At 52.2% G+C, this 18,599-nt stretch carries 14 protein-coding genes; 9 read left to right on the plus strand and 5 right to left on the minus strand.

Annotation, left to right across the window (positions count from 1 at the left end; translation table 11 throughout):
* Positions 1-34 precede the first annotated feature (34 nt).
* Positions 35-646, plus strand: coding sequence for a ribosome biogenesis GTP-binding protein YihA/YsxC (yihA, locus tag RDM37_RS00235; protein ID WP_297116924.1), 612 nt, complete (start codon positions 35-37; stop codon positions 644-646).
* On the opposite strand, the gene RDM37_RS00240 is transcribed toward yihA, so the two are convergent.
* The gene (locus tag RDM37_RS00240; RefSeq protein ID WP_308554127.1) at positions 643-1,227 is read right to left on the minus strand and encodes a hypothetical protein; all 585 of its coding nucleotides are present in this window, start codon (positions 1,225-1,227) and stop codon (positions 643-645) included. The genes yihA and RDM37_RS00240 overlap by 4 nt on opposite strands.
* A gap of 667 nt (positions 1,228-1,894) precedes the next feature.
* Between RDM37_RS00240 and RDM37_RS00245 the strand changes: the two genes are divergently transcribed.
* The 8 genes from RDM37_RS00245 (at position 1,895) to nhaA (ending at position 14,778) form a co-directional block, all read left to right on the plus strand.
* On the plus strand, positions 1,895-3,022 hold the full coding sequence (locus RDM37_RS00245; RefSeq protein WP_308554129.1) for a hypothetical protein: 1,128 nt from the start codon (positions 1,895-1,897) through the stop codon (positions 3,020-3,022).
* 27 nt (positions 3,023-3,049) lie between these two features.
* Positions 3,050-5,071, plus strand: coding sequence for a toprim domain-containing protein (locus tag RDM37_RS00250; protein WP_308554131.1), 2,022 nt, complete (start codon positions 3,050-3,052; stop codon positions 5,069-5,071).
* Positions 5,072-5,099: 28 nt separating this feature from the next.
* On the plus strand, positions 5,100-5,564 hold the full coding sequence (coaD, locus tag RDM37_RS00255) for a pantetheine-phosphate adenylyltransferase (protein ID WP_004330359.1): 465 nt from the start codon (positions 5,100-5,102) through the stop codon (positions 5,562-5,564).
* 24 nt (positions 5,565-5,588) lie between these two features.
* The gene (murF, locus tag RDM37_RS00260) at positions 5,589-6,965 is read left to right on the plus strand and encodes a UDP-N-acetylmuramoyl-tripeptide--D-alanyl-D-alanine ligase (protein WP_308554133.1); all 1,377 of its coding nucleotides are present in this window, start codon (positions 5,589-5,591) and stop codon (positions 6,963-6,965) included.
* Positions 6,959-8,437: an RNA polymerase factor sigma-54 gene (gene rpoN / locus RDM37_RS00265; RefSeq protein ID WP_308554135.1), complete on the plus strand. Its 1,479-nt coding sequence runs from the start codon at positions 6,959-6,961 to the stop codon at positions 8,435-8,437. Before murF ends, rpoN begins: the two co-directional genes overlap by 7 nt.
* A gap of 6 nt (positions 8,438-8,443) precedes the next feature.
* Positions 8,444-11,080 (plus strand): DUF5686 family protein, encoded by a 2,637-nt coding sequence (locus RDM37_RS00270; RefSeq protein WP_308554137.1) that lies wholly within the window; start codon positions 8,444-8,446, stop codon positions 11,078-11,080.
* A 140-nt stretch (positions 11,081-11,220) separates the two neighbouring features.
* A complete protein-coding gene (locus tag RDM37_RS00275; RefSeq protein ID WP_308554139.1) occupies positions 11,221-12,771 on the plus strand; it encodes a potassium/proton antiporter in 1,551 nt (516 codons plus the stop codon).
* 642 nt (positions 12,772-13,413) lie between these two features.
* Complete coding sequence (nhaA, locus tag RDM37_RS00280; RefSeq protein WP_308554141.1) at positions 13,414-14,778, plus strand: Na+/H+ antiporter NhaA; 1,365 nt, start codon at positions 13,414-13,416, stop codon at positions 14,776-14,778.
* A 212-nt stretch (positions 14,779-14,990) separates the two neighbouring features.
* On the opposite strand, the gene RDM37_RS00285 is transcribed toward nhaA, so the two are convergent.
* The 4 genes from RDM37_RS00285 to RDM37_RS00300 all read right to left on the minus strand — a co-directional run bounded on the left by RDM37_RS00285 (position 14,991) and on the right by RDM37_RS00300 (position 18,554).
* Positions 14,991-15,722, minus strand: coding sequence for a response regulator transcription factor (locus RDM37_RS00285; protein WP_308554143.1), 732 nt, complete (start codon positions 15,720-15,722; stop codon positions 14,991-14,993).
* A gap of 101 nt (positions 15,723-15,823) precedes the next feature.
* Complete coding sequence (locus RDM37_RS00290) at positions 15,824-17,350, minus strand: HAMP domain-containing sensor histidine kinase (RefSeq protein WP_308554145.1); 1,527 nt, start codon at positions 17,348-17,350, stop codon at positions 15,824-15,826.
* A gap of 105 nt (positions 17,351-17,455) precedes the next feature.
* Positions 17,456-18,031, minus strand: coding sequence for an alpha-ribazole phosphatase family protein (cobC, locus tag RDM37_RS00295; protein ID WP_308554147.1), 576 nt, complete (start codon positions 18,029-18,031; stop codon positions 17,456-17,458).
* 52 nt (positions 18,032-18,083) lie between these two features.
* Positions 18,084-18,554 carry a S4 domain-containing protein gene (locus RDM37_RS00300; RefSeq protein WP_308554149.1) on the minus strand — a complete coding sequence of 157 codons (471 nt, stop codon included), beginning with the start codon at positions 18,552-18,554 and terminating at the stop codon, positions 18,084-18,086.
* Between the last annotated feature and the right edge of the window lie 45 nt (positions 18,555-18,599).

Consider the following 18,599-nt stretch of genomic DNA (forward strand, 5'->3'; position numbering starts at 1 on the left):
ACCTATCCATTCATCCTCCAAGACCCAAACCACAATGTTAATACACTCCGCCACCTTCGTACAGAGCAGCCCTTCAGTAAAGTCCTGCCCCCAAAGCACACTACCCGAGTACGCCTTCATCGGGCGCTCCAACGTGGGCAAGTCCTCGCTCATCAACATGCTCACTGGGCACAAAGGGCTAGCGATGACCTCGCAAAAGCCGGGTAAGACGCAACTCATCAACCACTTCCTCATCAATGAGTCGTGGCATCTCGTCGACCTGCCCGGCTACGGCTATGCACGTCGGAGCCTCGAGCAGCGGGAGCAGTTTCGCAAGCTAATCACCGAGTATGTCTCGAAGCGTGAGGCCTTGGTCAATCTCTTCGTCCTCGTGGACATACGCCATGAGCCACAGCGCATCGACCTCGAGTTTATCAACGAGATGGGCGAAAAAGGCATCCCTTTCAGTATCGTCTTCACCAAAGCCGACAAGATCGGCAAGCAGGTACAGCGGGATGCTGTAGAGGCTTACCGATCTCGTCTACTAGAAGATTGGGAGGAGCTGCCGCCCCTCTTCGTAACCAGTGCATCGACTGGCATGGGGCGTGACGAACTCCTCGATTATATTGATCAGCTCAACCGTATGATAGGTGAGCTAGAGGGCTAAAACTCCATCTCCAGTCCGAGCATCAGGTGCTCTGGCGTGAAAGAAAAGCCGAAGCCATTCGAAGGCACGTCAGGCTCCTCCCCGTGAAAGCTCTTACGATAGCCCAAGAATCCCAGACGCATACAGAGACACAAGCCCTCAGCAAGGTCTAGACAAGCGCCTGGACGCAAGCCCACCTCAAAGCCGTGGTGACCATCTCCGCCGCCATGGATCTCATAGTTGTACCCTACATTGCCGTCTAGATAGAGGTTGAAGGGGCCTTTATGCAGGTAGTAGTAGCGCACGAAGGGAGAGAGCGAAAACTCGTGCTGTAGCACCTTCTTACCATCCGTCTCTTGCGACTTCAGTCCATAGCCTGCGATAAGCCCCACAGCCCACGTGTCATTCAGGAAGTGACCTAGCTCAGGATTAAACTCTAGCGACGTCGTCTTGGCATCACTATTAACCCAAAAGCTAGCGACACCGCCCACGAACCACGATGCGTGGTCTTCGTGTTCATTCGTTGTAGTCTGTGCCTGTAGGGAGCCGCAGCTCCAGAGGAGGGCTAGTAGCCCTGCGAAAAGTGTAAACAGTTTCTTCATGTTTAGTCGTATATGTGATTATTCGGGGGCAAAGGTCGGAATCTTTCAGAAGATACGCAATACCAATACCCTAAGATCGGTGGCAGTATCGGAGGCACTCTAGCAAGAAACCGGTCTCCATGTGGATATTCAGAAATCTCCGGGCAGAGAAAAACAATTCTCCACGTAGGAGAGAAATAAAACTTCGGAGGAATGAAATGAAACTTCGGAGGAATGAAATGAAACTTCGGAGGAAATGATTCGCGTCCACGTGGAGAATAAAGGATATCCACGTGGATGTTTTGCTTTTCCTCGGAGTCTTTGTCATTGTAGTGACAACCTTTATCGACAAATCAACGTAACTATCAGTGCCACCTAGGTGAAACTGGAGTTTCATAGGTAGGAAACTGCATTCGTCTCCATAGCGGTCGATGAGTTGTAACGATGCGAGGAGTAGCAGATCGGCTATTTAGCTTCACGAAGAGGGGGATGAGCTCAGCCTGAGAGTCATTTGTATCGCTTATTTTGCTAACTTTGTCGCCAGAGCAGTCAGAGGAGAGGAGCTTCCCTTGCTAAGGTGTCAGACGCTCCTCTATTGCTTGCACTTGTAGTACAGACGCTACATTTGCCCCACAGCACCCCTACCTTATTGTGTGGAGGGTTGTAATGCAAACCATAAGCTTAAATCATGGCAGTAGAAATCAGACAAATAGATGGACGCAAGGAGCTGAAGAAGTTTGTTGAGTTCAACCTCGAGCTATACAAAAACAATCCTTACCACGTCCCTGGCATCATCAAGGATGAGATAGACCTACTGGATAAAGACAAGAACCCCTCCTTCGATGTGTGTGAGGCAGCTTACTTCCTAGCCTACAAAGATGGCAAGATCGTAGGGCGCATCGCTGGTATCATCAACCATAAGGCAAACGAAACCTGGAATCAGAACTACGCTCGCTTTGGATTCGTTGACTTTATCAATGATGATGAGGTGGTCGACAAGCTCTTTGAGACTGTCGAGCAGTGGGGGCGTAACAAGGGCATGGACTACATGCACGGACCGATGTCCTTCACCGATATGGATCAGGAGGCGATGCTCGTGGAGGGCTTTGACCAGATGGGCACGACTGTAGGTCTCTACAACTACGCGTACTACCCCAAGCAGCTGGAGCGACTAGGGTATGTCAAGAGTACCGACTGGAAGGAGTACCTGATCAAGATCCCCAAGGAGATCCCTGAGAAGCATCTGCGTATCGCCAATCTAGTCAAGGAGAAGTATGGTCTCAAGGTGGTTAAGTACAAGAGTCGCAAGGAGATCATGTCTCACGCTGAAGAAATCTTTACCACGCTCAATAAGGCGTACGCACCGCTCTACGGCTTTAGCGAGTTGTCGCCCGCACAGATGGAGTACTACGCCAATGCCTACCTACCTCTACTGCGTCTAGACTTCTTTACTGCGATCGTCCGGGAGCGTGACGAACAGATGATTGCTTTCGCTATCACCATGCCCAACCTGAGCAAGGCGATGCGCGCTGCCAAGGGACGGCTCTACCCCTTTGGCTTTATACCATTACTGAATGCCCTCAAGACCCCGCCCAAGGTGGTAGACCTTTACCTCATAGGCGTCCTGCCTGAGTATCAAAACAAGGGAATCAATGCCCTCATCTTCGCCGACCTGATACCGATCTATAACAAGCTAGGTGTTGAGACCGCTGAGAGTAATCCTGAGCTAGAGACGAATATGGCGGTACAGTTACAGTGGAGCTACTTCGAGCGTAAGCACCACAAGACGCGCCGTGTCTTCATCAAGGAGCTCTAATCTCTTCCTTTATTTACCTTCACCTTCATGCCAACACCAGAACCTCTAAATAACCCAGATCTGCTATCCCCAAGTGCCGTAGCGGGATACACCGAGGAGGACTTTCGGACGCTCTCCTGGAGTGAGCATATCCGCAAGCGACCGGGTATGTATATTGGTAAGCTCGGTGATGGTACACAGGCTGATGATGGTATCTACATCCTCATCAAAGAGGTGATAGACAACTCTATCGATGAGTTTGTCATGGGCGTGGGGAGTGAGATACGTATCACGATAGACAGTGAGACGAACGAGGTCACGATACGAGACTACGGCCGTGGCATACCGCTCGGCAAGCTCGTTGATGCGACCTCTAAGATGAATACGGGTGCCAAGATCGACTCGCAAGCCTTCAAGAAGTCCGTCGGTCTGAATGGTGTCGGTCTCAAAGCGGTCAATGCGCTCTCCTCAACCTTTACTGTCCAGAGCTGGCGCGAGGGGGAGACCTCTTCAGTCACCTACGAGCGGGCTGAGATGATCGCTCATACGCCAGCAGAGCCGTGGGAGGACAAAGAGGCTCACGGCACATTGGTCACCTTCACACCAGACGCTGAGGTCTTTCGCAATTCACACTACGACCTGCGCCATGTGGAGGCACTCGTGCGCAACTACTGCTACCTCAACACGGGACTGACGCTCTACCTCAACGATAAGAAATATATAAGCCGCCACGGGCTACAGGACTTCCTCTCAGACACCATCACGGGCGATCCGCTCTACCCGATCATACGCCTCACGGGTCCCGACATAGAGGTTGCTATCACGCACATTGATCAGTACGGAGAGGAGTTTTACAGCTTTGTCAATGGTCAGTACACCACACAGGGAGGTACCCACTTGACCGCCTTTCGCGAGCAGGTGGCTCGTGTCATCAAGGAGTTTTCGGGCAAGGGCTTTGAGTATGGCGATATTCGCTCTGGCATGGCGGCGGCAATCAGCATTCGCATCATCGAGCCAGAGTTCGAGAGCCAGACGAAGATCAAGCTCGGCTCCAAAGAGATGGTGCCTCAAGACCCGATGTTTGAGCATGAACCGCTACGAGGCGTGACGGTACAGAAGTTTGTCGGTGACTTCCTCAAGGAGAAACTCGACAACTACCTCCACATGCACCCCGACGTCTCCGAGGTGATGCTCCAGACGATCCAAGCCAACGAGCGTGAGCGCAAAGCGATGAGTGGCGTGACCAAGTTGGCGCGTGAGCGTGCTAAGAAGGCTAGCCTGCACAATAAGAAACTACGTGACTGCACCGAGCACTACAACGATCCGAAGGCTAAGAATCCCGAGCTGACCAGTATCTTCATCACCGAGGGTAACTCGGCTAGTGGATCGATTACCCAGAGCCGAGATGCACGCTACCAGGCGGTCTTTAGCTTGCGAGGCAAACCGCTCAACAGCTACGGGCTGAGCAAGAAGGTGGTCTATGAGAACGAAGAGTTTAACCTCCTCCAGGCTGCGCTCAACATCGAAGACGATATCGACGGCTTGCGCTACAACCGTGTGATCATCGCTACCGATGCCGATGATGACGGTATGCACATACGACTCCTGACGCTGACCTTCTTCTTGCAGTTCTTCCCCGAGCTGGTACGACGTGGACACGTATATATATTGGAGACACCGCTCTACCGCGTCTCGCTTCCAGCCAAGCGCAAGAAGAGCATCACAGCACGTGTTGCCTCCGCGGGTAAGAAGAAGAGCGGCAAGAAAATAACCATCGAGCCTGAGTCTGAGAAAGAGACCTCTGCCTACTGCTACAGTGATCAGGAGCTCAATGCGGCTGTGGAGCGGATGGGAGCTTCGGCTCAGATCACCCGCTTCAAGGGTTTGGGCGAGATCAGTGCCAACGAGTTTAAGGAGCTGATCACGGAGGAAAACATCAAGCTCCGTCAGGTGTCGCTGCGCAAGGAGGACAATCTCAAGCGAATGCTACACTTCTACATGGGCAAGAATACGCCCGACCGTCAAGACTTTATCATCGACAACCTAGTCATCGACGAGGAGATCGTCTAAGTCTCCCCAGCTAGCTTAGCAGACAGATATGAAGCGTATCGGATTCTTTGCGGGTTCCTTTGATCCCTTTACACTAGGGCATGCAGACATTGTGGCACGTGCTCTCAAGATTTTTGACGAGGTGGTCATAGGTATCGGCACGCACCCAACGAAAAAGCCATTCTTCACCTCCGAGCAGCGCGCTCTACAGATAGAGACCGTCTATGCGCAGGAGCCGCGTGTCCGTGTTGTGAGTTATAGCGGCATGACCATCGAGGCGGCGAAGCAGTGCGGCGCGCAGTTTCTCATACGTGGCGTACGCTCCACGAGCGACTTCGAGTACGAGCAGAGTATCTCTCAGATCAATGACCATCTGCAGGGGCCTATGACCGTACTCCTCTTTGGGGCGCAAGGGCTGCTCCACATCTCTAGCTCTATGGTACGGGAGCTGCTGAGCTGGAATCTAGATGTATCCGACTACGTACCCAGTGGCATGCCTTTGACTTTTGACTAATTAGCTATCTCCTACCCTCTTACTATGCGACAATCAGCTGACATCAATCATATCTACGACCTACTCCTCCAGAGTGATGGTATCTGCACCGATACGAGACATCTGCGTCCCGACTCACTCTTCGTATCGCTGCGAGGCGCGCACTTCGATGGCAATCGCTTTGCGGTGGATGCGCTCAAGCAAGGCTGCAAGTATGCACTCGTCGACGACCTTAGCTATATAGATGAGGTCGAGGAGTCTGACGCCGACCTTCGCGAGCGACTTATCTATTATAGAGATGGTGGCTTTGAGGCACTCCACGAGCTGGCACTTCTACATAGGGCGAAGTCTGAGGCGACCTTTATAGCGATCACGGGGACCAATGGCAAGACGACCACCAAGGAGCTGGTCGCTGCAGTCTTATCCGCAAAGTATCGGGTGCATGCCACGCAAGGCAACTACAACAACGAGATAGGCGTCCCGCTAACCCTACTGCAAGTTCGTCCCGAGCATCAGTTTGTCATCGTCGAGCTCGGTGCTTCGCACATCGGAGACATAGCTTCGCTCTGCAAGCTGGCACAGCCACAGTACGGTATCATTACGAATGTGGGGCGAGCTCATCTCTCAGGCTTTGGCACGCCCGAGGGGGTCATCAAGGCTAAGAGCGAGCTGTACGCTTATCTGCGAGAGCATGACGGACAAGCCTTCTGCAATGGCGAGGACAAGACGCTCATCAGCAACCTTAATGGGCTGCCCACGATCTATTACAATGGCACTGCGTCGCCACGCGTCACAGGCTCCGTGCTCCCCACCGATGAGTCTGGACTACTCAAGATAGAATGGCGTGACCAGGAGACTGGCGAGAGCTACCAGCTAGCGACAAAGTTAGTCGGGGACTACAACCTCAACAACATACTGGCAGCCATCACCGTGGGGCTGCACTTCGGCTTAGACCCGAAGACGATCAATGAGGCTGTGAACAATTACCAGCCACACAATGAGCGGTCACAAGTCCTCCCTCCGACGGCGCAAGGCAACCGCGTCATCCTCGATTGCTACAACGCCAATCCCTCTAGCATGGAGGTGGCACTCAGCAGCTACTTCACGATGGACTCGCAGGGGCTCAATCGCATGCTTATCCTCGGCGATATGAACGAGCTAGGCGATGCAGCCGAGAGCGAGCATATCACCGTCATCAGACAGATACAGAGCTATCTCCTACGCTATCCTAAGATGGTCACTTACCTCTGCGGGCCCAACTTCTTCGCTCTGCAGGCTCGCTACGGGAGCGAGCATTTCATCTTCTTCCCCTCGGCGACCGCTCTCAAGCAATACTTCACCAGACACAAACCGCAGCACAGCTTTATCCTGATCAAAGGTTCTAACTCGCACCATCTCTCGTCCATTGCGGAGCTATGCTAAAGAATCGCCAGCAACAGCAGCTAGAGCAGCGACAGACCCTCACCGCCCGGCAGATACAGCAGATACAACTGCTGGAGCTGCCTGTCACCGAGCTGGAGCAGCGCATCAGTGCTGAGATCGAGCGCAACCCCGCCCTCGAAGAGGGCTATACTGCTCGTGACGATTCCAATGAAAGCAACGCAACCAACGAGCAAGTAGACTCTTCCCTAAGCCAGTCCGACCAAGATCGGCTCGAAGCGCGCAACGAGTTTGGTAATGACGACGAAATCCCAGCTTATCGGCTCAGGATGATCGCCGAGAGAGAGCAGCAGCGCGAGGAGATCCCCTTTGCTGCGCACGGACTCTCCCTCACGGACTACCTCGACAACCAACTCTCCACCCTAGAGCTCACCGAGCGGCAACAGTTACTCGTACCTTATATAGTAGGCAACCTCCGTGAGGATGGTTACCTAGACCGCTCGCTCCCGCTCATTGCTCAGGATCTGCTCCTCAAAGAGGGCGTCGACGCCTCCGAGCAGGAGCTCACCGAGCTACTTCAGATCATTCAGAGCTTAGACCCTCCAGGCGTAGGAGCTAGAACGCTACAAGAGTGCTTACTACTACAACTGCACCGCATGGAGCAGAGCGAGACCGTCGTCAATGCGGAGAAGATCGTCTCTCGCTACTTCGACGACTTTGCTTACAAACGGTTCGAGCGACTCACCAAGCGAGGCTTTGATCAGAAGCAACTCGAAGAGGTCTCGAAACTCATTCACCAGCTCTCGCCCAAGCCGGGCAACGGCTTTGACTCCTCAGCAGAGACCCTTCTCTCGAAGGTGACGCCCGACTTCATCATCACCGAGCATGAGGGCGAGCTCACCCTGACCCTCACCGACCAGCGCGAGATACCCGCCCTCACCGTATCGCCGAGCTACAAGCAAATGATCGCCGACTACCGTGATGCATCAGAGAGCGAGCGCGCTAAGCTCAAGGAGACCATACAGTACACCCGCGACCGAGTCAAGGATGCTGAGTGGTTCATCTCCGCTCTGCAGCAGCGCTACGATACCCTCCGCACCACCATGACCATCATCATGACGCTACAGCGAGACTTCTTCCTCTCGGGCGACATCGTAGACCTGCGCCCCATGATCCTCAAGGACGTTGCCGAGCTAGCCCGACTAGACATCAGCACCATCTCACGAGTCAGCAATAGCAAGTACGTGCAGTGCCAGTGGGGCATCTACCCCGTCAAGTTCTTCTTTAGCGAAAGCATGCAAGCCAAGGACGGTAGTGACGTCTCCACCAAAGTGATCAAAGACTGCCTCAAGCAAATCATCGAAGGGGAAGATCCACGCCAGCCGCTCACGGATGACCAACTGACGGAGGCACTCTCACAGCAAGGCTACGATATAGCGCGTCGCACCACGGCTAAGTATCGACAGCAGCTCGGACTCCCCACGGCTCGCCTGCGTCGCAAGCTGACTAAGTAACCGCTTATGCAAACGAAGCGTAGCTACCTCATCCTGCTCTGGGGCTTCCTGTGCCTCCTCCCCTCCATTCTCACTGGACAAGTCTCTAGCAGTACCACCATCTCGGGCATCCTATACGACCGGCAGACAGGAGAGGCAGTTCCCTACGCCACCATCTCTACCCAGACACGCCAGAGCATCACCGGAACAGCCAGCGACGACAAGGGAGCCTTCACCATCAAGCTACGATACGAAGAGATAGCACAAGACACCATCGTGCTACAGATCAGCTGTATAGGCTATGAGGGGCGAACATTGCGTTTGGACAAATACCAAGACTACGAATTAGGACGCATCCCGCTCTCACGAAAAGCAACAGACATAGAGACAGTCGTCGTCAAGCCCAAGAAAGAGCGCTACCGACGCAAGGGCAATCCCGCCGTGGCCATTATGCGCCAGGTGATGCAGCACAAAGAGCGCAACCATCTATCCGCCCTACCCGACTACTCCTACCAGCTCTACCAGAAGACCCTCCTCGCTCAGGGAGACATAACACGAGGCAAGGGCTACTGGGGCATCCCCAAGTGGCGCATGAAGAACTTCGTCGATAGCTCCGCCCTCGCTAGGACGCCCATCCTCCCCTTCTCCCTACGTGAGCGACATCTCGTCTATGCACAGCAGGGCGGACACCCAGAGAACCCGCTACTCCTCGGCACACGACACAAAGGGATCGAGCAGATCGTCGACGAGGGACTGCTATCGAGTAATATAGACGCCCTCCTCGCTCCCGTAGACATCTACGACAACGATCTGCCACTACTCTCCAAAGAGATCATCGGTCCTCTACATGCGCAGCTCGGCATCACCTTCTACAAGTACTATCTCCTAGACACCATCCCAGACGCTTCGGGCAATCCCTGCTATCAGATACAGTTCGTACCGATAGAGATGCGTGACGCAGGCTTCTCGGGCACACTACTGGTAGACACCGTGGACTACAGCATCCATGGTGTAGAGATGCGCTTACCCACCATCGCCAATGTCAACTGGGTAGACCGCCTAGAGATCAGCATCGACTACGCCCCGCAGAGCATCACACGACCAGACGGACGGCGCGACACCCTATGGCTCCCCGAGCGGCAGTGCCTCGATGCACTCTTTCGCGTCTCCAAGCGACTAGAGATCTCCGCCTTAGCTCGCGTCACCTCCCTCTACAGCCACTACGAGACAGGTGCTACAGCACTACGACCTGAGACGCTCGATCCTCGTCTCCTCCTCCCCGCCGACACGCTCCAGCAGCTCATGACACGCGTCATAGACGACTACGGGCTGGTCGTTCGTCCCGAGCCGATCGACTCTACCGAGCAACGCGCTACACAGCTCGTCGACTACATCCTCCACGACCCAGGATACAAGCTCTTTTCGCTATGCGCCAGGATGGCTTCCGTAGGCTTTATCCCGATACCTGCCGAGCCACTACATCGTGAGCGCGTCTACGTAGATCTAGGTCCCCTAGAGACTCTCATCAGTGCCAACCTGATCGAGGGCGTACGGCTTCGCCTCGGAGGTATGACCACGGCCAGACTGCACAATCAGCTCTTTGCCGAGGGATATGTCACCTACGGCTTTAAGGACAAAAAGTGGAAGTACTACGCCCGCCTCACCTACGCTACTAAGCCCAAAGAGCTACACCCCCACACCTACCCCCGAAACAACTTTGCGCTCTCCATACGCAACGACCTCTTCTTCCCTGGGGAGGAGAGCTACGGACTGTACAAAGATGGCATCGCCTCCATCTTTGGCACTTACGGAATCACGCGGCGCTACTACGGACTAGATATAGAGGCTTCACACGAGATAGACTGGTCGCCTAGCTTATACTCCAACATCTGGGTCGACTACCAGCGCCAGCGCCCCACGGGCACGCTCCACTACTACACGCTCGATGCTGAGGGCAATCAGTACGAAGTCCACGAGCTACGACAGACCGAGATCGGTGCCTCACTCAGCTGGACACCTGGACGCACCCCCTACTCAGGGCGCAAGCCTGGTAGCATCGTCTCGGCAGACATCTACAAGCCCACCTTTACACTCTCTGGGTCAATCTACCCACGAGGCCTATGGGGCAACGACCAGACCCACGGTGCACTCCATCTCGCCTACAGCCAGAGACTATACCTCAGTATATTTGGCGCACTAGACATAACCCTCCAGAGTGGCATTGCGCTAGGCAATACGCCACAGTCTCAGCTCTTCACGCCCTACGGCAATCGCGCCTGGCTACTCGTCCCCGATGCCTTCCAAACCATACAACCCCTTGAGTTCATAGCTGACAAATACCTCGACTTCAAGCTACTCTATCGTATGGAGGGTCTACTCTTCAACCGCATCCCACTCATCAAGCGACTAGGGCTGCGAGAGCTCGTCGGCATCCACGGCTACTGGGGCGACACATCGCCACGACACATCACCCCACGCCCAGGGCAAATCCTCCTACCCACCTACGCCGAGCCTATGCGCAACGACCTACACCTAGAGCTCTCGGCTGGGCTGAGCAACATCTTCAAGGTGCTCTCCGTCCAATACTTCTACCGCATCACAGGCAAAGGGATCCCCCCGCTCCAGCGCCACTCCGTCCGCCTAGGCATCTCCGTCTCCTTCTGACATAGTTCAGAGAAGTCGCCTATTGTCTCGTGAGATTCTCTTTTTCTTCCGTATATTTGTAGGGAGTTATGCGATCTCTGTGAGAGGCGTATAGTACTCATCATACAATCCTTTCAGTATTATTTACTTAGCATCAGTTTATGCTTCTATCCACTGAGACCTTTCTGATTATTGGTTCCATCGTCATCTTTGTCGGTATCTTGCTGGGTAAGGTAGGAGCTCGCTTTGGAGTGCCAGCCCTGCTCCTCTTCTTGCTGACGGGTATGCTCTTTGGCGTAGATGGTATCGGTATACATTTTAGCAACATGCGGGGTGTGCAGTCCATCGGTATTGTAGCACTCTCGATCATTCTCTTTTCTGGTGGTATGGGTACCAAGCTCTCACAGATACGTCCCATCATCGGCGAGGGTATCGCCCTAAGTACCATAGGCGTGCTGCTCACGACCATCTTTACGGGCCTACTCATCTTCGGCGTGACGCACTACCTCTTTGCCTCACTCACCTTCTCGCTACCTATCGCGATCTTGCTAGCGGCCACGATGTCCAGTACCGACTCCGCCTCAGTCTTTGCTATCCTGCGCTCGCAACGTGTGCATCTTAAGGAAAACCTTAAGCCACTCCTAGAGCTGGAGAGTGGTAGTAACGACCCGATGGCCTATATGATTACCGTCGCGCTCATTGGCTTCGTCATGGGGGGCGACACCTCCCTATGGGGTGTGGCGGGGAGCCTCGTACTGCAGTTTCTCTTTGGCATCATCGGAGGCTTCTTCTTTGGCTGGCTATGCGTCAAGATGCTAAACAATCTGAACATCCAGAACGAGGTGCTCTACCCCATCGCGCTGCTTTGCCTCGTCATGATCACCTACGTGAGCACGTGGTATATAGGTGGCAATGGTTATCTAGCAGTCTATATCGCGGGCATCTATCTAGGGAATAGTAAGATCACAGCTCGAAGGTCGGTGTACGGCTTCTTCGATGGTATCACCTGGCTGGTGCAGATCGTACTCTTCATCATGCTAGGACTACTGGTCAATCCGAGCGATATGCTCCCCGTATTGGTTCCGACACTTATCATAGCTGTGCTGATGATGTTTGTGGCTCGTCCGCTGGCTTGCTTCGTGACGCTACTCCCCTTTCGCCAGCTATCCTTCAAGGCTCGCCTCTTTACCTCTTGGGTCGGTCTACGTGGGGCGGCGCCCATCCTCTTTGCCACCTATCCCGTACTAGCTGAGGTACCCCAGTCCAATCACATATTTACCATCGTCTTTGTCATTACACTGGTATCGCTCATCTGTCAGGGCATGACGATCACCCCCGTAGCTCGTGCGCTGCATCTCGCTGAGCCTGCTCCCCCTGAGGGCTACTTCATGGGTGTCGAGATCCCTGAGGAGACCAATACAAGCATGGAGGAGCGTGTTGTCGTAGAGGAGATGCTCTCCGAGGGGCATCTGCTTAAGGACTTAGCACTCAATCCCGACGAACTGGTTATCCTCGTACGTCGTAATGATCGCTACATAGTGCCTAAGGGTGGACTACACCTGAACCCTAACGACATCCTGCTCATCGTCTCCGAACGGAATGAACCGGATCGCGAGTATCTAGAGATCCCTAGCGCAGACCTCTTCACTCGCTTGAGGAAGACCCTCGGACAGGTCACCATCCACAAGGGGAGGAAGAGATCTGATAGTTAAGCGGTCACACCGGCTCTCTAACCTCTAACCCCTATTTACATATCTTTACGGGGAAATTCGTCCGATACCCTCCTTTCTCGAATATCCACGTGGGAAATCTCAAATCTCCACGTGGATATTTTTTATTTTCCACGTGGGCGTCATTCATTTCCTCCGAAGTTTCATTTGATTCCTCCGAAGAATTTTTTATTCCCTACCTGGGAAATAAAAATTCTCCACGTGGGGATTTCGAAATATCCACGTGGAAATCAGTTTTCCTCGACACGGTGCCGTTTCGATATGTAGTCGGATCTAAATTATTGTAACGGGTTAGCGTTGAATTTGCCCAGTCAGGATGAAGCATCATAATCGTTTTTTCAAGAGCTACACATTGGCGACAAGCGAGGAGTAAATGAGTGCATCATATATATATCATGTGTCAGCCTGGATTTTTTACCTGTCCGTGCAATGGTTTCCACATATTTTGCTATCTTTGCTCAGGGAGTTGTGAGAGTATTGAGATGCTACTACAATACCTCCTCTTGCTATCCCATCATGGCTCTCTCTGCTTAAACAGACTCATGGAGGCACTATATGTCATCACTATACGCAACATCACTCCTCCTTGAGACCACGTTGAATACATCATAGAACCAGTACTTCATGTCTCCAACCAATCGTATCCTTAGACCTATTCAGAGGTTTACAATCCGTAAAGTAGATTCCACCGTCGTACTCTTTCTTGCGACCATCGTAGCACTTATTGTGGCCAATAGTCCTCTCAGAGATCTATACCATAATCTGCTCGCTATACCGATCAACCTGAATATCCTAGGGCTAGACATATTTCATTATCATGGCGAGCCGATGAGCTTTTTGGTTTTTGCCAATGATGTCTTGATGGTCTTCTTTTTTTTCGTTGTGGGGCTAGACATCAAGCAACAGCTTCTCGTGGGGGAGCTCTCTTCTGTCAAAAAGGCGATGATGCCTGTCGTGGGGGCTATCGGTGGTATGATCGTACCTATTCTCCTCTTTTGGCTGATTGCTCCTGCGGGTGATGCGAGCCGTGGTGCGGCTATCCCGATGGCTACAGATATAGCCTTCGTACTGGCGGTGCTGATGGTGCTGAAGGATCATGTACCCGTCTCACTGCGTGTCTTTATGACTACGCTAGCGGTGGCTGACGACATAGGCGGTATCATCGTGATAGCACTCTTTTACTCCTCTGGGATCAACCTGTTGATGCTAGGACTCGGACTGGCGGTCGTTGCCCTCTTGGCTCTCTTAGGACGATCGGGAGTACGCAATATAGTGATCTACATGATCGGACTCTTCGTCGTATGGTTCTTCTTCCTACAGAGTGGAATCCACACCACCATCGCAGGTGTCATGGTCGCTCTGACAGTACCTATGACGACCTCTGTCTCTCGTCACCAGTTGAGCCATCTCGCGGGTACGGTCTCTAAGATATTACCACATACAGAGGATGCGCAAAAGGGTCAGACCACACACCTTGATGAAGCTGATCTTGCTCTGATCAACAGCTTGCGCCAATCTGCTTCACGAGCTATACCCCCAGTACAGCGTTTAGAGCATGCGCTCACAGGTTGGGTCAACTATTTGATCTTACCTATCTTTGCATTTGTCAATGCGGGGATCGACTTCTCCACCTTTGCGATGGGTGGCATCTCAGCACTCCCCGTTGCAGTGATCTTAGGGCTATTCGTCGGCAAGCCCGTCGGCATCTTCCTCTTTACCTATGTCTACATTCGTCTCACGAAGCATCAGTGGAGTGATGGGGTCTATCCCGCCATGCTCTTTGCGGTATCTATCTTGGGTGGTATCGGCTTTACGGTCTCTATGTTTATCGCCAGTCTATCATACGATGTACATCTGCACCTAGACTGGCTCAGCGAGGCCAAGCTGGGTATCCTGACAGGTAGCCTTATCTCAGGCATCGTGGGTTACATCACGGTGCTGGCTGTAGGCAAGCGGCATCAGAAGAAACTGGCTCAAAAAGCAAACTAAACTACCCATCACTCCAAATATCCACGTGGGGAAATCGCATCTCCACGTGGGGATTTGGTGTTAAGGCTCCCATATCATTGCAGTAAGACACAACGATCGGTTATCTGCCTTGTATCAAGTTCAGTATAGCAAAAAAAAAGCAAGAGGCGACGAAGGTATTGTACCCTCGTCGCCTCTTGCGTGTGAGTTTTTACCTCTACCTTAAGAGATGACTAGATCTTTTTGATCTGATCTTGTGGTATCTCTTTCATCGGAGTAACGAGACGGTAACCCTTGCCGTGTACATTCTTGATCTCTAGCGATGGATCAGCCTGGAGGATCTTACGGAGCTTGGTCACATAGACATCCATGCTGCGTGCATTGAAGTAGTTAGCGTCAGCCCAGATAGTCTTCAGTGCATAGTCTCTCTCGAGAGTCTCGTTGGCATATACGCAGAAGAGCGTCAGCAGCTCGTTCTCCTTTGTAGTTAAGGTGAGCACCTTACCATCTTCAGTCGTCAGGGTCTGCTTCTTCGTATCGTAGAGTAGCTTGCCTAGCTGATAGAACTGCTGCTCCTCATGCTCTTCACCGATGATGCGTCGCATGATCGCAGAGATACGCGCCTCGAGCTCTTGCATGCTAAAGGGCTTCGTGATGTAGTCGTCAGCTCCGAGCTTGAAGCCACGCAGTACATCTTTCTTTTGATCCTTTGCAGTGACAAATATAATGGGGATATTGGGTTTAGCAGCGCGTATTTGCTTAGCCAGCTCGAACCCATCCATCTTGGGCATCATGACATCGATAAGGCAGAGCGCATACTCTTCCTTACCAAAGGCCTCTAGCCCCGTTTCACCATCTGTAAAGAGGTCTACCTCATAGTCCTTTGCTATAAGGTACTCTTGAAGCATCAAGCCTAAGCTCTCATCGTCTTCGCAGAGGAATACTTTAATCTCTTTCTTGTTCATAGCTGTATTTGATTTATTGTGAATTATCTAGCTTCTTATTAGTTAGATGTTCTTGTTAGTTAGATGTTCTTGTTAGTTAGATGTTCTTGAATAAGATTCGTTTACTTTTTCTTGTTATGCATTTTAGAATCACCCTCTACTAGGAAGGGAATGCGGAGAGACATCTTAGTGCCCTCTCCGAGCTTACTAAAGACTTTAACCTCGCCTCCCATACCTTGAATAGCCCGCTGTACGTAGGCCAGACCAAGACCAAAGCCCTTGACGTCATGGCGATCACCCGTATGGACGCGATAGAACTGATCGAAGATATGCCCCCTATCTTGACGAGAGATACCGATACCATTATCCTGTATATCTATAATAAGGTAGGTGTCATCGTTGCGCGTGGAGAGCGTGATGATCGGTGGCACATCCACCTTGCAATACTTCAGACTATTGTCTATCACATTAGATATAACGTTCTGAAAGGCGATTTTATCACAAAAGACTCTATGACGCTCAGCCTCTAGAGCTAGCACAAGCTCTCCATGAGCCTCTGTGATCTTCATACCATAGGCACTACTTAGATCTCTAATCTCCTCGTGCGCATCTAGCTCGACAGGATAAATCTTGAGCACCCCACGCTCCATCGTCGAGGACTGCAAGACCTGATCTACTAATAGCGTGAGCCTATCTACCTCCTTAAGCATGGTCTGGGTGATGCGTTTGCGTCTCTCCTCAGACTCCTCTACAGAGGGATCTTCAAGCATCTCACAGGCTAGACGTATAGAGCTCACGGGTGTCTTAAGCTCATGAGTCATGTTGCTCACAAAGTCCTTACGCTCACGCATGTAGTGCTGCTGCCGTACGAGGATTGCAATGGCCAGCACGCTCAGTATCACGATCACCACGAGCGTAGCAATTGGAGGGATCGTATAGATTAGATTACCCATGTGATGGCTGTGATTTGTGAAGATCAACTCAATATAGGGCAGGTTTGATTCGTCTGGTGTATCCATATAGGAGTTAGATCGGACGAAAAGATCCCTCCGCAATACTAGCGGAGCCTTTCGTGAAGGGTCGTAAGTGTCTGGTACCGTCGTGTAAACTGCCTGCCCACTACGATCATAAAGGGTAAACTCAAACTTCTCCGTAATACCTACCAGCCCCAGCTCACGCACCAGTGCACTCTGCAAGAAGTCTACATTGACCCTCTGTCTAAGAGGCTGATCATTGCGCTCTAGGATAGTGCGTAGTACCGCCTCATCGAGGAGGCTGCGGTGGTAGAAGTACGTGTTGAGCAACTTACTCTGCAATACGTTAGCATGCTCTGTGCCTTGCCTATTCACACGAGCTTGTGCCCATGGCGGACAGGTCGCACGCTCAGCATTGCCGTAGCCATTCCACACCTCGCTACCATCAGACATATAGCTCGACGAGAAGGCACTAGATGCGACATCCGGATGCTGGAGCGTATCATCACTCAGCCCTAGTCTCTGCACATCGTCTTGTGTGAGTACTGAACGTAGCTGACGCTCGACCTCATCTTGCTCCAACGAGAGAGAGACCTCATCCAATGCTCTCTGAGCCAAAGTCTCAAAGTAGTCATTGTATAGCTCAGTGACATAGCTGAAGTTTCTCAACTGCATCAAGATAGATGCTGTAGCAATAGTCACTAGCAAGATGATTATAGTCCAGATAGTTCGCTTTCCCACGTTAGTTACTTTCTTATCGTACGCAAGTAAGACATCTCATCAGAGCTTGATCTGATCTATGTGTATGAGTTCATCTAGATCGATCGTCGTCACGCTGCCATAGGGTAGGATCTGAGCAAAAGCTTCTTGTAGCGTGATGCGACCCGCCATAGCTCTCACAGCGTTGATGACACCGCCATGGGAGAAGAGGAGTACCCGCTGAGCTCCTGATGTGTAGAGCTCATCAAGTAGCTCTGCGACACGCTGTGATAAGTCCCGTAGCGACTCACCACGAGGGGCTGGCTGCTCGATGAAGTACTCGAAGAAAGCTGCTACCTCCTGCTCTTCCTTTAGGATGCTGTCCCAATGCTTCCCCTCCCAATCGCCAAAGTTCATCTCCTTCAGACGGTCGTCTACCTCTATATTGGTACCCTGGGGTACACAGTGCTGCGCCAGCTTGAGCGCACGAGACAATGGACTAGAGAGGATGCGGTCATATAGAGACAGGTCAATCTGAGCAGCCACACGAGGCGCCTCCTCGGCAAATGTGTCTGCCAGCGGTATATCTGTATTACCATAGCAGATGACCTGCCACTCAGGTGATACAGCGGTATGTCTGACCAATGTTATCTGCATCCTTTCGTTCCTTTTGATCTATTCATATCCAGCGACATGATAGGTGATAGACTCACCACCTATCGTCATTGTTAAAGTCTTTGCCTCGGTTGTCACGTCGACGACCATGGGCATCACCGCCTTTGGCTTTGTAAGGTTTATTGCCTTTGGGGCCTTTAGGATGTCCCTTAGACTCTCTAGGCTCATCACCATATCGGTCTGACCTCATTCTCTTGGGGCCAGACTTGGCAGGACGATTAGAGCGTCCGCCACCTCGTGGGGCGTATTCTCGAGCAGCATCTCTGGTCTCTCGCTCTTCCTGCTGAGCCTCTAGGTAGTGCTTCATCGAGAGTGCCTCACGCAAGATGTCGTTGACAGGGAGCTCCTCACCGTCTAGCGTCACGATATCATCCTCTACCACGAAATCCGTTAGCTCAGCTCGCTCGCCATTGAGCGTGACACGCCCAGCGACGATGTACTTCTCCACTTCACGGCGCGATCCGATACCTGCATCGCTCAGAAGTTTGTTGATACGCAAACTCATGATTCAGTCGTTATATCTAAAGTTTAGTTCATTGATTACTTCGAT

The organism is uncultured Porphyromonas sp. (assembly GCF_902489635.1).
Taxonomy (GTDB): domain Bacteria; phylum Bacteroidota; class Bacteroidia; order Bacteroidales; family Porphyromonadaceae; genus Porphyromonas.

Excerpts from the sequence above, each read along its gene's own strand:
- cobC (WP_308554147.1), bottom strand. The coding sequence starts at position 18,031 with ATGCAGATAACATTGGTCAGACATACCGCTGTATCACCTGAGTGGCAG.
- coaD (WP_004330359.1), top strand. The coding sequence starts at position 5,100 with ATGAAGCGTATCGGATTCTTTGCGGGTTCCTTTGATCCCTTTACACTA.
- RDM37_RS00300 (WP_308554149.1), bottom strand. The coding sequence starts at position 18,554 with ATGAGTTTGCGTATCAACAAACTTCTGAGCGATGCAGGTATCGGATCG.
- RDM37_RS00290 (WP_308554145.1), bottom strand. The coding sequence starts at position 17,350 with ATGCAGTTGAGAAACTTCAGCTATGTCACTGAGCTATACAATGACTAC.
- RDM37_RS00270 (WP_308554137.1), top strand. The coding sequence starts at position 8,444 with ATGCAAACGAAGCGTAGCTACCTCATCCTGCTCTGGGGCTTCCTGTGC.
- RDM37_RS00245 (WP_308554129.1), top strand. The coding sequence starts at position 1,895 with ATGGCAGTAGAAATCAGACAAATAGATGGACGCAAGGAGCTGAAGAAG.
- RDM37_RS00275 (WP_308554139.1), top strand. The coding sequence starts at position 11,221 with ATGCTTCTATCCACTGAGACCTTTCTGATTATTGGTTCCATCGTCATC.
- RDM37_RS00240 (WP_308554127.1), bottom strand. The coding sequence starts at position 1,227 with ATGAAGAAACTGTTTACACTTTTCGCAGGGCTACTAGCCCTCCTCTGG.
- murF (WP_308554133.1), top strand. The coding sequence starts at position 5,589 with ATGCGACAATCAGCTGACATCAATCATATCTACGACCTACTCCTCCAG.
- nhaA (WP_308554141.1), top strand. The coding sequence starts at position 13,414 with ATGTCTCCAACCAATCGTATCCTTAGACCTATTCAGAGGTTTACAATC.
- rpoN (WP_308554135.1), top strand. The coding sequence starts at position 6,959 with ATGCTAAAGAATCGCCAGCAACAGCAGCTAGAGCAGCGACAGACCCTC.
- RDM37_RS00250 (WP_308554131.1), top strand. The coding sequence starts at position 3,050 with ATGCCAACACCAGAACCTCTAAATAACCCAGATCTGCTATCCCCAAGT.
- RDM37_RS00285 (WP_308554143.1), bottom strand. The coding sequence starts at position 15,722 with ATGAACAAGAAAGAGATTAAAGTATTCCTCTGCGAAGACGATGAGAGC.
- yihA (WP_297116924.1), top strand. The coding sequence starts at position 35 with ATGTTAATACACTCCGCCACCTTCGTACAGAGCAGCCCTTCAGTAAAG.